Origin of the sequence: Nonomuraea sp. NPDC049129, assembly GCF_040648495.1 — a bacterium.
Classification (GTDB): Bacteria; Actinomycetota; Actinomycetes; order Streptosporangiales; family Streptosporangiaceae; genus Nonomuraea.
Window position 1 is genome coordinate 19,974 of the sequence record NZ_JBEZDU010000003.1, and the last position, 14,269, is coordinate 34,242.

Annotated in this window: 14 protein-coding genes; 6 read left to right on the forward strand and 8 right to left on the reverse strand. The window is 70.0% G+C overall.

The window, feature by feature from the left end:
• Positions 1-8: 8 nt before the first annotated feature.
• Genes AB0B64_RS09510 through AB0B64_RS09520 form a run of 3 tightly spaced genes read right to left on the reverse strand, consistent with a single transcriptional unit; the run spans position 9 to position 3,090 of the window.
• Entirely contained in the window at positions 9-842 is an 834-nt protein-coding gene (locus tag AB0B64_RS09510) for a carbohydrate ABC transporter permease (protein ID WP_357939046.1), read from the reverse strand.
• A complete protein-coding gene (locus AB0B64_RS09515) occupies positions 839-1,762 on the reverse strand; it encodes a sugar ABC transporter permease (RefSeq protein ID WP_358176049.1) in 924 nt (307 codons plus the stop codon). Before AB0B64_RS09515 ends, AB0B64_RS09510 begins: the two co-directional genes overlap by 4 nt.
• Complete coding sequence (locus tag AB0B64_RS09520) at positions 1,759-3,090, reverse strand: extracellular solute-binding protein (RefSeq protein ID WP_357939042.1); 1,332 nt, start codon at positions 3,088-3,090, stop codon at positions 1,759-1,761. Before AB0B64_RS09520 ends, AB0B64_RS09515 begins: the two co-directional genes overlap by 4 nt.
• Before the next feature lie 117 nt (positions 3,091-3,207).
• Between AB0B64_RS09520 and AB0B64_RS09525 the strand changes: the two genes are divergently transcribed.
• On the forward strand, positions 3,208-4,698 hold the full coding sequence (locus tag AB0B64_RS09525; protein WP_358176052.1) for an alpha-N-arabinofuranosidase: 1,491 nt from the start codon (positions 3,208-3,210) through the stop codon (positions 4,696-4,698).
• Between the two features lie 14 nt (positions 4,699-4,712).
• Here the strand turns inward: AB0B64_RS09525 and AB0B64_RS09530 are convergent, their stop codons facing one another.
• On the reverse strand, positions 4,713-5,744 hold the full coding sequence (locus tag AB0B64_RS09530) for a LacI family DNA-binding transcriptional regulator (RefSeq protein WP_357657101.1): 1,032 nt from the start codon (positions 5,742-5,744) through the stop codon (positions 4,713-4,715).
• Between the two features lie 182 nt (positions 5,745-5,926).
• Here AB0B64_RS09530 and AB0B64_RS09535 point away from each other — a divergent pair, with 182 nt between their 5' ends.
• The 4 genes from AB0B64_RS09535 (at position 5,927) to AB0B64_RS09550 (ending at position 10,491) form a co-directional block, all read left to right on the forward strand.
• Positions 5,927-6,859, forward strand: a complete 933-nt coding sequence (locus AB0B64_RS09535; RefSeq protein WP_358176055.1) for an alcohol dehydrogenase catalytic domain-containing protein — start codon at positions 5,927-5,929, stop codon at positions 6,857-6,859.
• 227 nt (positions 6,860-7,086) lie between these two features.
• On the forward strand, positions 7,087-8,583 hold the full coding sequence (locus AB0B64_RS09540; RefSeq protein WP_358176058.1) for a sugar ABC transporter ATP-binding protein: 1,497 nt from the start codon (positions 7,087-7,089) through the stop codon (positions 8,581-8,583).
• Positions 8,573-9,523 (forward strand): ABC transporter permease, encoded by a 951-nt coding sequence (locus AB0B64_RS09545; RefSeq protein WP_357939034.1) that lies wholly within the window; start codon positions 8,573-8,575, stop codon positions 9,521-9,523. The genes AB0B64_RS09540 and AB0B64_RS09545 overlap by 11 nt, the downstream gene beginning before the upstream one ends.
• Before the next feature lie 14 nt (positions 9,524-9,537).
• A complete protein-coding gene (locus AB0B64_RS09550) occupies positions 9,538-10,491 on the forward strand; it encodes a substrate-binding domain-containing protein (RefSeq protein ID WP_357939032.1) in 954 nt (317 codons plus the stop codon).
• 15 nt (positions 10,492-10,506) lie between these two features.
• Here the strand turns inward: AB0B64_RS09550 and AB0B64_RS09555 are convergent, their stop codons facing one another.
• Together AB0B64_RS09555 and AB0B64_RS09560 are read right to left on the reverse strand one after the other, a co-directional pair.
• A complete protein-coding gene (locus AB0B64_RS09555; protein WP_358176061.1) occupies positions 10,507-11,697 on the reverse strand; it encodes a hypothetical protein in 1,191 nt (396 codons plus the stop codon).
• Entirely contained in the window at positions 11,694-12,203 is a 510-nt protein-coding gene (locus AB0B64_RS09560; RefSeq protein WP_357939028.1) for a SigE family RNA polymerase sigma factor, read from the reverse strand. The genes AB0B64_RS09555 and AB0B64_RS09560 overlap by 4 nt, the downstream gene beginning before the upstream one ends.
• A gap of 173 nt (positions 12,204-12,376) precedes the next feature.
• On the opposite strand from AB0B64_RS09560, the gene AB0B64_RS09565 reads away from it, so the two are divergent.
• A complete protein-coding gene (locus AB0B64_RS09565; protein WP_357939026.1) occupies positions 12,377-13,396 on the forward strand; it encodes a LacI family DNA-binding transcriptional regulator in 1,020 nt (339 codons plus the stop codon).
• A gap of 1 nt (position 13,397) precedes the next feature.
• Here AB0B64_RS09565 and AB0B64_RS09570 read toward each other — a convergent pair whose 3' ends face one another.
• Both AB0B64_RS09570 and AB0B64_RS09575 read right to left on the reverse strand, forming a co-directional pair.
• A complete protein-coding gene (locus AB0B64_RS09570) occupies positions 13,398-13,829 on the reverse strand; it encodes a nuclear transport factor 2 family protein (RefSeq protein WP_357939024.1) in 432 nt (143 codons plus the stop codon).
• Positions 13,830-13,870: 41 nt separating this feature from the next.
• Positions 13,871-14,257: a hypothetical protein gene (locus AB0B64_RS09575; protein ID WP_358176064.1), complete on the reverse strand. Its 387-nt coding sequence runs from the start codon at positions 14,255-14,257 to the stop codon at positions 13,871-13,873.
• Between the last annotated feature and the right edge of the window lie 12 nt (positions 14,258-14,269).

Consider the following 14,269-nt stretch of genomic DNA (forward strand, 5'->3'; position numbering starts at 1 on the left):
ACCCGGTGTCACTGACCGGCCAGGCCGGTGTGGGCGACTCCTCGGATGATCTGGCGCTGGAAGAGGACGAAGACCACCAGCAGCGGCAGCCCGGCCAACACCACGCTGGCCATGATCTGCGCGTACCGGAGCCCGAACGTGCCCTGCACCACGTTGGCCAAGCCGACCGGGAGCGTCATCGTGTTGGGGTCCGTCGAGACCAAGAACGGCCAGAGGAAGTTGTTCCACGTCGTGATGAACGTGAAGATCGACACGGCCGCGAGCACCGGGCGCGACAGCGGCAGGACGATCGTGAAGAACACCCGCCAGCGCCCGGCCCCGTCCACGAAGGCCGCCTGCTCCAGCTCCAGCGGCACGTCCTGGAAGAACTTGTAGAGGATGTACACGATCAGCGGCGCCGCCACCTGCGGCAGGATGATCGACCACCAGGTGTCGACCAGCCCGAGCGAGACCATCTCGGCGAACAGCGGCGCCATGAGCACCTGCGGCGGCACCATGATCCCGGCCAGGATGACCGCCAGGAGCACCCGCTGGCCGCGGAACTGCGTGCGCGCGAACCCGTACGCGGCCATCGCCGAGAACAGCACGGTCATGAAGGTGACGACGACCGCGGTGACCGTCGAGTTGATCGCCCACTTGACGATGCCGCCGGTCGCCAGCACCAGCCGGTAGGCGTCCAGGGTGAGCTCGCTGCCGAACCACTGGAGCGGCAGCTTGGTGGTCTCGCTCTCGGGCTTCAGCGAGGTGGCGACGGCCCAGGCGAGGGGCGCGAGCCAGACGATGGCGAGCGCCGCCGCGACGACCAGCAGGATGATCTGGGAGGGGCTGAACCGCTTGGTCATGACAGGGCCTCCTCGCGCTTGCGGAGCAGCCGGAGCTGCCCCAGCGACACGATGACGATCAGGACGAAGAGGATGTAGGTGATGGCCGACGCGTAGCCGATGCGGTAGCCGGAGAAGCCGACCTCGTAGGCGTACTCGATGATCGGCCGGGTGGCCTCCTCGGGGCCGCCGTTCGTCATCAGGTAGATCTGGTCGAAGACCTTCAGTGACGCGAGGAGCTGCAGGATCACGATGAGCCCGGTCGTCCGGCCGAGCAGCGGCAGCGTGATCGAGCGCAGCTTGGTCCACGCCGTCGCGCCGTCGATCGCGGCGGCGTCGTACAGGTGCTGGGGGATCGACTGCAGGGCGGCGAGGTAGAGCAGGAAGTTGAAGCCGACCGTCCACCAGACGGTGGTCAGCACCATCGACCACATCGCCACGCCCGGGTCGCCCAGCCAGAGGACGTCGGTGCCCAGAGTGCCGTTGAGCAGGCCGTACTCGGGCGGATAGATCATCTGCAGCCAGAGCACCGCGACCACGGCCGACGGCAGCAGGAACGGCCCGAAGAACGACAGCCGCCACAGCCACTGCAGGAAGCGCAGGTTGTGCACCAGCAGGGCGAATCCCAGGCCGAGCAGCACCAGCGGGATCGTGCTCAGCACGGTGAACACCACGGTGTTCCACAGTGAGTGCCACATTCTGGGGTCGCCGAACGCCTCGGCGTAGTTGGCGAACCCGACGAATTCGTTGTTGCCGCCCGCGATGTTGACGCTCGACAGGCTCATGCGGAGGCCGAGCACGGTCGGCCACACCAGGAAGGCGGCATAGATCACCAGGAAGGGCGCGACGAACAGCAGTCCGTGCTGGGTCCAGCGGCGCCGTACCTGGACGTGGGCGACGGGAGTGGTGGTGACGGGAGCGGCGGCAGTGGCGGCCATCATCCCTCCTTGGCGGGGAAGGGGTTCGGGGCTGACATGAGCCGGCGCAGCGCCTGCTTGGCCGTCTCCAGGCCCTGCTCGGGCGTCCGCGCCCCGCTGATGACCGGCGAGAACGCGCCGCCGAACTCGATCCACAGCCGCGACGCGGACCCGGCGAACCACACCTTCGGGTCCAGGGCGACCTCGGTGATCACTGAGCGGTACTCCGACTGCGGCTGCAGCGCCAGGTAGGCGGGCTCCTCAAGCGCGGGCAGGTAGGCGGGCACGTGCCCGGCCACCGCCCAGTCGGCACTGTGCTTGACCAGGTAGGCGATGAACCGGTAGGTCGCCGCCTCGGTCTCCGGGTCCCGGTTGCGCTGGTGCGGCAGCACGAACGAGTGGCAGTCGGCCTGGGCCGCGCCGCTGCCGAAGACACTGGGGAAGCGGGCCATGCTGAACGGCGTCTTGCGTTCCTTGAGCCCGGTCGTCTCCCAGTCGCCGTTCCATAGGAAGGCCGCCAGGCCGTTGGTGAAGGCGGCCACGGACGCGCCGTAGTCGGTCTTGGGGTTGCAGAGCCCCTCCTGGCCGAGTTGGCGCATGAACCGCAGCGCGGTCAGTGCCTTGGTGTCGTCGAGGGTGATCCGGGTGCCGTCGTCCGACACCAGCGTGCCGCCGCTCTGCGCGTACAGCGACTCCCACACCCGCCACGGGCCCACCGTGCCGAGGCCGAGCGCGTCGAAGACCAGCGGCGGCTTGCCGCCGAGCGCGTCCTTGGCCTTGCGCAGCATGGCCAGCAGTTCGTCGGTCCCGGTGGTCGGCTTCAGCTTGCCGTCGTCGCCGAGCAGGCCGGCCCGGCGGGAGAGGTCGGTGTTGTAGTACTGGACCATGGGATGGGCGTCGAACGGCACAGCGTACAGCTCGCCGTTGACGTGGGCGCGTTCCCAGATGGGCGGGCTGAAGTCGGCGGCCCGCAGGCCGTTCTTGGCGAGCAGGTCGACGTTGATCGGGTCGAGTATCCGGCCGGCGCCGATCCCGGACAGGCGGGCCAGGTGGAACGTGGCCAGGTCGGGCGAGCGCCCGCCCGCTCCGGCCATCGCGACCTTCGTGTAGTACGGCTCGCCCCACGCGAGCACGTTCTCCTCGACGAAGACGTCGGGGTTGGCCTTGGCGAACGCGCCGACCATCCGGTTCATGATGATGCCGTCGCTCGCGCCGAGGAAGTGCCAGTAGCGGACCCGCCGCTGGGCCGAGCCCAGGCCGACGGGGATCGCACAGCCGGCCGCGCCGGCACCGAGAAGAGCGAGGCCGCCACCGAGGAGGTGGCGGCGGGAGACGGACGAGGGACCTTCCATGAGCGGCCTCTTTTCGGGTTACCCGAGTGTTTGCGGTAACACGTGAGCTGTCAAGAGCCTTGACCAGGTCTATGAGAGCGCTAACAATCTAGGCATCACTTCCGAGGAGTCTGCACAGTGCACGAAGCACATCTCACGATCGACCCCGCCTTCCGCGTGGCCCCGGTACGCCGCCGCACCTTCGGCACGTTCGTCGAGCACCTGGGCCGGTGCGTCTACACCGGCATCTACGAGCCGGGCCACCCGACGGCCGACGAGGACGGCTTCCGCCGGGACGTGCTCGACCTGACCCGCGAGCTGGGCGTGTCCACGGTCCGCTATCCGGGCGGCAACTTCGTCTCCGGCTACCGCTGGGAGGACGGCATCGGGCCGGTCGCCGAGCGGCCCCGGCGGCTGGACCTGGCCTGGCACAGCACCGAGACCAACGAGGTCGGGGTGGATGAGTTCGTCCGCTGGTGCCGCAAGGCCGGGGTGGAGCCGATGATGGCGCTCAACCTCGGCACGCGCGGCATCGCCGAGGCCCTTGACCTGCTCGAATACTGCAACCACCCGTCCGGCACCACACTGTCGGACCTGCGGATCGCCAACGGCGCCAAGGAGCCGCACGGCATCCGGATGTGGTGCCTGGGCAACGAGATGGACGGCACGTGGCAGACCGGCCACAAGACCGCCCGCGAGTACGGCCGGCTGGCCGCCGAGACCGCCCGCGCCATGCGCATGGTGGACGGCGATCTGGAGCTGGTCGCCTGCGGCAGCTCGGCCTCGTCGATGCCGACCTTCGGCGCGTGGGAGGCCACGGTGCTGGAGGAGACCTATGACGTGGTCGACTACGTCTCCTGCCACGCCTACTACGAGGAGAAGGACGGCGATCTGGCGAGCTTCCTGGCCTGCTCGACCGACATGGAGTACTTCATCCAGTCGGTCGTGTCCACGGCCGACAGCGTCGGAGCCCGGCTGAAGTCGCGCAAGAAGATCAACCTCTCGTTCGACGAGTGGAACGTCTGGTACCTGTCCCGCTTCCAGGCCGCCGAGCCGCCACGGGACTGGCCGGTCGCGCCGCCGCTGCTGGAGGACCACTACCACCTGGCGGACGCGGTGGCCTTCGGCGGCCTGCTGATCACCCTGCTGCGCAACAGCGACCGGGTGACCTCCGCCTCGCTGGCCCAGCTGGTCAACGTGATCGCGCCGATCATGACCTCGCCCGGCGGATCGGCGTGGAAGCAGACCACCTTCCACCCCTTCGCGCAGGCGTCCCGCCTGGCCGCCGGCGACGTGCTCCGCGTCGAGGCGACCTCTCCGAGCCACGACACCAAGGAGTACGGCGAGGTGCCGCTGCTGCACGCCGTCGCCACGCACTCCGGCGACGAGACCGTGATCTTCGCCGTCAACCGCTCGACCGACGAGCCGCTCTCCCTGGAGATCGACGCGCGGTCGCTGGGCGACGTCCGCGTCGTCGAGGCCACCACGCTGTCGGGCCCCGACGTCTACGCGCGCAACACGGCCGAGGCGCCGGACACGGTCGCCCCTCGGACCAACCCGGACGTCCAGCACGATCCCCTGCGCGTGCTGCTGCCCCCTGTCTCCTGGAACGTGATCCGCCTCGGCTGATCACTCTTGGCTGATCACCTCGTACGGCTGGCGCCCGTGCTCTCCCTGACCACGAGCTCGGGCTCCACCAGCCGCTGGGTTTCCCGCTTCGTGCCGGCCATCTGGTCGAGCAGCAGGTGGAAGGCGTTGCGACCGACCTCGCCGAAGTCCTGCCGGACCGTGGTCAGCGGAGGCCAGAAGTAGGCCGCTTCGGGGATGTCGTCGAAGCCGACCACGCTCACCTCCTCCGGCACCCGACGCCCGGCCTCGCGCATCGCCCTGAGGACGCCCAGCGCCATCTGGTCGTTGCCGGCGAAGACGGCCGTGACCGAGGGGTCGGCGGCCAGCCGCCTGCCGTGCTGGTAGCCCGAGCGGGAGCTCCAGTCGCCGCGTAACAGCTCGGGCACCGGCCGGCCCTCGGCCTCCAGGGCTCCTCGCCAGCCCTCGATCCGGCCGCTGGCGTCGATCCAGTCGACCGGCCCGCTCAGGTGCCAGACGGTCTCGTGGCCGAGACTCAGCAGGTGGCGGGTCGCCCGCGCGGCGCCCGCCCGCTGGTCGACCATGACCACCGGCACCGGGACCTCCTTGCCCGCGTCGACGGCGACCACCGGCAGATCGGGCGGCAGGTAGCGCAGCCCGTCGACCGCCGACTCGTGGGGCGCGACGATGACCACGCCGTCGACGGACTGGGACCGGAGGCGGTGCACGCCCTCCTCGATCGACTTGCGGTTGAGCAGGCTCAGGCTGGCGATGCTCACGGTGTAGCCGCTCAGCCGGGCCGCCTGCTCGATGCAGTAGAGGGTCGAGGCCGGGCCGTACAGGGTGGTATCGATGCTGACCACGCCGAGCACGCCGGAGCGGCCCGTGACCAGCTGGCGCGCAGCCGAGTTGGGCCAGTAGTCCAGCTCGCGCACGGCGGCCAGCACGCGCTCCCTGGTCTCGGCGCGGACCCGGTCGGGCGCGTTGAGCACCCGCGAGACCGTCATCGCCGAGACGCCGGCCAGCGCGGCCACATCGCCGAGCACGGCGGGCCTGGTGCGCGGTTTGCCGTCCGATCCCCCAGCCATGCGGATCACCACCTCCGCGATAACGCTAACAGGCAGGTCGCGCAGGTGTGGATCGCTGACCGCAGTGTGGACACGCGAACGGGCACTTGACACCTCCTTCCCGGCAATGGTCTGCTAGCGCTGATTCGGAATGGCATTCCGTAATACGGAATAGACGAAATACGGAAAAGAGAGGGGTGCGCGTGAAGGCCCTGGTGTTCACCGGTCCGAGCGTCGTGGAGCTGCGCGAGGTGCCCGAGCCCGTGGTCGGCGCCGGCGAGGTGCTCGTCCACGTGGCCGCGTCCGGCATCTGCGGCAGCGAGTTGCACGGCGTCAGGACACCGGGCTTCCGGGTGCCGCCCCTCATCATGGGACACGAGTTCACCGGCCACACCGACGACGGACAGGCCGTCATCGTCAACCCCATCCTGGCCTGCGGCACCTGCGACCTGTGCGCCCAAGGGCAGCCCAACATCTGCCGGAACCGGAAGATCCTCGGCATTCACCGGCCCGGCGGCTTCGCCGAACGCGTCGCCGTACCCACCGCCGCCGTCATCCCCCTGCCTGACGGCGTCGGCCGCACCGCCGCCGCCCTCGTCGAGCCCGCCGCCAACGCCGTGCACGCCTGGCGCCTGGCCGGCCACCCCGCCGGAGCCCGCGTCGGCGTCATCGGCGCCGGCGCCATCGGGCTCACCTGCCTCCACACCGCCCTCGCCGGCAAGGCCGCGTCCGTCCATGTCGCCGACCGCGCACCCGAACGCCTGGCCATCGCCGCCCGGCTCGGCGCCACCACCGGCCCCGAGCTGACCGGCGAGTACGACGTCATTTTCGACGCCGTCGGCGCCGCCGCCACGCACGAGCAGTCCCTCACCCACCTGCGCCCCGGCGGCGTGACGGTATGGCTCGGCCTGGCCGCCGACGACCCCGGCTTCGACGCCACCGACCTCGTACGCACCGAGAAACGCGTCCTCGGCTCCTTCGCCTACGGCAACGGCGACTTCACCGCCGCCATCGACCTGGTCGGCGGATGGGACCTCAGCTGGACCGACACCTACCCCCTCGACCAGGGCGCCGACATCTTCACCACTCTGATGAACGGCCACACCACCCCGGTCAAGGCCCTCCTGATCCCCTGAGAGGTGGCAACCATGTGCCCAGCCGACCCGCCGTTGTCCCGCTACCCGCCGGTGTCCCGGCTCCGGGTCGCGGTCCACGGCATGGTCAACCTCGACGGCCGCGCGTCGGCTCGTACCGAGGCTGACATGAGCGGCCACCGTGCCAGACGGGTACTTTCCTCGTAAAAACCTGCCTTTTACCTGCGCGTTCGCGGAATGGTCGGCGCGGTGGCGGACACCATCGTGGAGTGGAGCTTCTCAGGGCCGAGGGCCTGCGTAAACGCTTCCCGGGTGTGCTGGCGCTCGACGGCGTCGACCTGACCGTACGCGCCGGTGAGGTGCACGTCCTGCTGGGTGAGAACGGCGCGGGCAAGAGCACGCTCATCAAGATGCTCTCCGGCGCCTACCACCCGGACGAGGGCCGCGTGCTGCTCGACGGGCGAGTCGTGCACATCCGTACGGCCGGCGACGCGCAACGGCTCGGCATCGCCACCATCTACCAGGAGTTCAACCTGGTCCCCGAGCTCAGCGTGGCCGAGAACCTGTCGCTGGGCCGGCCACCGCGCAGTTTCGGCTTCGTCGACACCAAGAAGATGCACGAGCGGGCCGTGGAGCTGCTGGCGCGGGTGGGCGTGGACGTCGATCCGCGTACGCCGGTCGCCCGGCTGGGCATCGCGCGCATGCAGATGGTGGAGATCGCCAAGGCGCTCGCCCTGGACGCCCGCGTCCTGATCATGGACGAGCCGACGGCGGTGCTCACCACCGGCGAGGTCGAGAAGCTGTTCTCGATCGTCCGCCGGCTCCGTGAGGACGGGGTGGCGATCGTGTTCATCACCCACCACCTGGAGGAGATCGCCGAGATCGGCGACCGCGTGACCGTGCTGCGCGACGGCCGATCGGTCGGCGAGGTGCCCGCAGACACGCCCCAGGACGAGCTGGTCCGCCTCATGGTGGGCCGGCCGATCGACCAGCAGTTCCCGCGCCGGCGCGGCCAGGCGGGCGAGCCGCTGCTCAAGGTCACCGGGCTCGGCCGCAAGGGCGTCTTCGAGGACGTCTCCTTCGAGGTGCGCGCGGGTGAGGTGGTCGGTCTGGCCGGGCTGGTGGGCGCCGGCCGTACCGAGGTGGCCAGGGCGGTGTTCGGCGCCGACCGCTACGACACCGGCGAGGTCACCGTGCGCGGCCGGCGGCCCGCGCCGGGGGACGTGGTCGCGGCCATGGAGGCCGGCCTGGGGCTGGTCCCCGAGGATCGGAAGGGCCAAGGGCTGGTCCTGGGCGCGGACATCGGCGAGAACCTGGGGCTGGTCACCATGCGCGAGGCCACCCGCGCCGGATTCGTCGACCGCGGCGGGCAGCGCCGGGCCGCCGCGGAGGTCGCGGAACAGCTCGGCATCCGGATGACCGGCCTGGCCCAGGAGGTACGCACGCTCTCTGGCGGCAACCAGCAGAAGGTCGTCATCGGCAAGTGGCTGGAGGCCGACGCGGGGGTGCTGATCCTCGACGAGCCGACCCGCGGCATCGACGTGGGCGCGAAGGTGGAGATCTACCAGCTGATCAACCAGCTCACCGCGTCGGGGCACGCGGTGCTCATGATCTCCAGCGACCTGCCCGAGGTGCTCGGGATGAGCGACCGGATCCTGGTGATGGCGCGCGGGCGGCTGGTCGGCGAGCTGTCCGCGGCCGAGGCCACCCAGGACGGCGTGATGGCGCTGGCGGTCGCCGAGGTGGCGGGTCCCCGTGGTCAGTAACGTCTTCCTCCGGCGGTCCTGGCTGGCCGAGAACGGCGCGCTCGTGGCGCTGGTCGTGCTGGTCGTGGCGCTGTCGCTGCTGTCGTCCGACTTCCTCAGCGTGACGAACCTGCTCAACGTGGGCGTACAGGCGGCCGTCACCGCGATCCTCGCCTTCGGCGGGACGTTCGTCATCGTCACCGGCGGCATCGACCTGTCGGTGGGGTCCGTCGCCGCGCTCTCCGCGATCGTCCTGGCGTGGACGGCCACCGTCCCCGGCCTGCCCTGGCCGCTGGCCACCGTGGTCTCCCTGGTGGTCGGCGTCGCGTGCGGCCTGGTCAACGCCGCTCTCATCGCGTACGGCAAGCTGCCGCCGTTCATCGCCACGCTGGCCATGCTCGGCATCGCCCGCGGCCTGGCCCTGGTCATCTCCCAGGGCAGCCCCATCCCGATGCCGGACGCGGTCTCCCACCTGGGCGACACCATCGGCGGCTACCTACCGGTCCCCGTCCTCGTGATGCTGGTCATGGGCGCCCTCGCGGCCGTGATACTCAACCGCACCTATGTGGGCCGCGCGATGTACGCCATCGGCGGAAACGAGGAGGCCGCCCGGCTGTCGGGCATCAAGGTCTCCCGGCAGAAGCTCATCACGTACGCGCTGTCCGGCGCATTCGCGGCGGTCGCCGGGATCGTCCTGGCCAGCCGACTTGCCTCGGCCCAGCCGCAGGCCGCCGCCGGCTACGAGCTCGACGCCATCGCGGCCGTGGTCATCGGCGGCGCCAGCCTGTCCGGCGGCAAGGGCCGGGCGCTCGGCACGTTCGTCGGCGCGCTCATCCTGGCCGTCCTGCGCAACGGCCTGAACCTGCTCTCCGTCTCGGCCTTCTGGCAGCAGGTCGTGATCGGCGTGGTCATCGCGCTCGCGGTCCTCGTCGACACCCTGCGGCGCAGGGGGATGTCATAGGAAAGGGATAGATCATGCGGATTCCCGCGCTCGTCATAGCCGGCGCCGCTCTCGCGCTCGGCCTCACCGCCTGTGGCTCCGCCGGCCCGTCAGGCTCGAACAGCTCCGCCTCACCGGGCGGAGCCAACGTCAAGATCGGCATGACCGTGTCGACGCTGAACAACCCGTACTTCGTCCAGCTCCGCGACGGCGCGCAGGCCGAGGCCCAGAGAGTCGGCGCCACGCTCACCGTCACCGACGCCCAGAACGACGCCTCCCAGCAGGTCAACCAGGTCCAGAACTTCGCCAGCCAGGCCATGAAGGCGATCATCCTGAACCCGGTCGACTCCGACGCGGCGGCGCCCGCGGCGAAGGCGGCGCAACGCGCCAACATCCCGGTCATCGCGGCCGACCGCGGCGTCAACGGCGCCGAGGTGACGCAGACCGTAGCCTCCGACAACGTGACGGGCGGCAAACTGGCCGCCCAGGAACTGGCCGAGCTGCTCGGCCACAAGGGCCAGGTCGTCGTGCTGCAGGGCGTGGCCGGGACCTCGGCCGCGCGCGACCGCGGGCAGGGCTTCACCGAGGGGATCAAGGCGTTCCCGAACATCAAGGTCGTGGCCCAGCAGCCGGCCGACTTCGACCGGACCAAGGGCCTCGACGTCATGACGAACCTGCTCCAGTCGAACCCCGGCATCAACGGCGTGTTCGCCGAGAACGACGAGATGGCGCTGGGCGCGATCAAGGCCCTCGGCGCCAAGGCGGGCAAGGAGGTCAAGGTCGTCGGCTTCGACGGCACCCCCGACGGCCTGAAGGCGGTCAAGGCGGGCACGATGAACGCCAGCGTCGCCCAGCAGCCCGCGCTGCTCGGCCAGCAGGCGGTGGCCGCCGCGGTCAAGGCCGCCAAGGGCGAGAAGATCGAAAAGACCGTGGCCGTGCCGGTGAAGGTCGCGACCACGGAGAACGTCGACGAGTTCAAGATCGACTGACCGGCGTCCAGATGGCTAGTTTCTGGGCGTGAGGACCCAGTTCCAGGGGTCGTTGTTCCTGTCATGGCTACCGGTGAGCCGGGTCACCCGGGAGCCGTCGACGCTGACCAGCACCAGACCGTTGTCGAACTCGTTCCCGCACTTCCTCGCGCAACCGAGCGCGACCACGTTGTCGTTGTCGGCCCAGGCGAGCAGCTGGAGCACCTTCTGTTCGCCGACGACCGCTCCGGACTGGTCGGTGATGCGGGTCGGCAGGCCGTTGGGGCCGAGAACCAGTTTGCCGTTGGGCGAGACCTTCGACCAGCCCGTGTAATCGACGTACCGATCGGCCGGCGCCTCCCGCCGCTCGCCGTCGAGGTCGAGCCAGAGCTTGTCCGGCATGGTGTCGGTGGGCTCCCAGAGCATCGACCCGTCCAGGCTCCAGCCGAGGTCCTGGCGCGCGCCAATGTTGCCCGGAGACGCGTTGTCATCCAACGGCTCGCGCGCGTGGTAGTCGGCCTTACCCGTGGCGACGTCGATGACGTAATAGCCGATCCGCGTGGACTTGGGCATCGTCATCGTCCTGGCGTCCTTCCCAAAGACCTGCCACCGCTCCGGGTACTCGGAGTAGGCCGTGGCCAGGACCTTGGTGCCGTCGGGCGACCAGACCACGGACCCGACGGCGTGCTCCAGCCCGATCCAGGCCTTTACCTGCCGGGTGTTCATGTCGAGGATGCCCACCTGCTTGCCGATCAGGTCGCCTCCGACCACCGCGGCGAGCTGGAGTCCCGGCGCCACGTCCACCCAGGCCCAGGGGGTCTGCTCATAGGTGTCATCGCGCGGGTCGTAGAGCGACCAGACGCGCCGGTCCCGTACCCAGTTGCCCTCCAGCTTCTCGGTCTTGGTGACGTAGTACGCGGACAAGGCCACGTTCCCGGCCGCGACCAGCTTCCGCGGCGGCGCGTTCTCCTCGTCGCCGCGTACGTCGGTCGAGGTCACCGTCGGCCTGACCGGGACACTCACGCCGTCGGTCGCCGGGCGCACGGTCGTGTTGTCGCCCCGCAGGCCGAAGGCGAACACGGCGACGGCCACCGCCAGCCCGACCGCCAGCACCGTCGCGCCGATGGGCAGCCAGGCGCGCCTCCGTAGCGCCCGGTCCGCCAGGACGTGCGGGACCCGCGCCTCCGAGGCCCACTCCTCCAGGGTGTCGCGAAGCAGTCGGCTCATGTCGCGGCCTCCAGTTCCATGGCCAGCTCGGGGGCGATCAGCCGGAGCCGGGCAAGTGATCGGTGCGTGGTGCTTCTGACCGTGCCGACCGAGCACCCCAGCTCGCGGGCGACCTGGTGGTCGGGCAGGTCCTCGAAGTAGCGGAGCACGAGTATCGTGCGCTGCTTCGGGGTGAGCTTGGCCAGAGCGCCGCGCAGCACCATGCGCAGCTCGCTCTGGTGCGTGCGGTCCGCTCCCGGCAGGTCTGGCGGGGCCGCCTGGACGATCTCGCCGCGCCGGTTGGCCGCGCGCCACCAGCTCACCTGCTGGCGGTACATGATCTGCCTGGCGTACGCCTCGGGCGCCTCGACCCGCTGCCATTTCGCCGCCAGCTTCGTCAGTGCGGTCTGGACCAAGTCCTCGGCGCCGTGCTGGTCACCACCGGTGAGCAGGAAGCCGAGCCGCATCAGGGCGGGAGAGCGCGCAGAGACGAACTCGCGGAAGCCTTGCTCGTCCGCAGCGTCCACGATCACCTCCAAAGGGTTGATATCAGCCCTCAGACGCCGGGGAGCCTGCCGCGCTATGCCTCTGCCGAGTAACTATTTCTGACTGAACCGGATAAGCGTTTTTGACGGGGCCACTGACAATTGGAGTAGGTGACCTAGAGTTTGGGAAGATAACCGGTTCACAGGAGGGTTTCGTGAAGAGACCGACGATCGCCGACATCGCCAGCCGGGCGGGAGTCTCCAAGGTGGCGGTCTCCTACGCGCTCAACGGTCAGCCGGGGGTGTCGGAGGCCACCCGGGCGAGGATCGTCGCCATCGCCGAGGAGATCGGCTGGCGGCCCAACAGCGCCGCCCGCGCGCTGAACGGCGCCAGGGCCCACACCGTGGGGCTCGCGCTGTGCCGTCCCGCGCGCTTCCTGGGCGTCGAGCCGTTCTTCATGGAGCTCATCAGCGGCATCGAGGGCGAGCTCGCGGACCACTCGTACGCCCTGATGCTCCAGGTGGTCGCCGACCATGAGCAGGAGATAGAGGTCTACCGGCGCTGGTGGGGCGAGAGCCGCACGGACGGCGCCTTCCTCGTCGACCTGCGTTATTCCGACGCCCGGGTGCCCGCCATGGAGCAGCTGGGCATGCCGGTCGTGGTGATCGGCCATCCCGCCGAGTCGGGCCCGCTGCCGGCGGTCTGGTCCGACGATGGCGAGGCGATCCGCGAGACCATCGCCTATCTCGTCGCGCTCGGGCACCGCCGCATCGCCCGCGTCGCCGGACTGTCTGACCTGGTCCACACGGCCGTACGCGATCGGGCATTCGCGGAGTCGTGCGCGGGCGCGGCCGAGCACGTGACGGTGCACACCGACTACACGGGCGAGGAGGGCGCCAGGGCGACCAGGCGGCTGCTCAGCTCGGCGGCGCGGCCCACCGCGATCGTCTACGACAACGACATCATGGCGGTGGCGGGCCTGTCGGTCGCCCAGGAGATGCGGCTCGACGTGCCGCGTGACCTGTCGATCGTCGCCTGGGACGACTCCCCGCTCGCGCAGGTGGTCCGCCCGCCGCTCACCGCGCTGACCCGGGACATCCCGGCGTACGGAGCGCACGCCGCCCAGCGGCTGCTGGCCCTGATCGCGGGCGAGACCGTCCCCCCGTTCGAGGACCAGGCGGCCAGGCTGACTCCGCGCGGCAGCACCGGCGCCGTGCTGATCGACCAGCGTTGACTCATTGGATGGTGCGCCAGGACTGCTCCTCGACGAGTTCGCGGCTCCGCCAGCCGTCGGCGGTGCGCAGCATCCGATGGTGATACCAGCCCCCGCCCTGGATCAGCCCCTTGCTGTCGGCGGAGACCAGTTCGCGCGAGGGAGCGAGAGTGTCGGCGAACGCCGCGCTCACGCGGGCCTCGCCGGCCTCGAAGGCGATCCTCGTGGCGCCGATCAGGTGCAGCCGTCCGGGCCAGTTGGCCAGGACGTCGGCGAGCCAGATCTTGGCCTCGGCCCGCGTGCCGCGGATGCCGCCCGCCGTCTGGTAGTCGATCACCGCGTCAGGGGTGAACACCTCGTCGAGCAGGTCCCAGTCCCCCGAGTCGATGGCGTAGGCGTAGCGGGCCAGCACCTCGGCGATCTGGAGGCGGTCGGCGATCTCGCGGTCGTCCATACGGCGATCCAACCAAACGCTTGCTACAAATGCCAGCCGGTTCAGTGCGCGTGGGCGTACTCGTCGCGCCGGCGCAGCATCACCAGCAGCATGAGCGGGAACATCGCCACGTGCGCGGCCATCATCAGCCCCATCCCGTCGACGACCCCCAGCCACAGCAGCGGGAACAGCGCCACGACCGGCACGAACATGGCGGCGCACATCTCCAGCGTGCCGGCCCACCCGTGACCCCGGAAGCGCATCCAGACGGCCATGCCGACGGACATGTCGAACGCCATGAGCAGGTAGGCCAGCTCGGGATCCCGGTCGTACGACAGCCCGAGCCCGACGGCGTCGAACAGGAAGCCGAGCACGAACATCCCGACGAACATCGCGATGACCATCTCCACGTAATGCCAGGCGAATCGGCCCCATGATCTCTGTGTCATGCGCCGACTGTC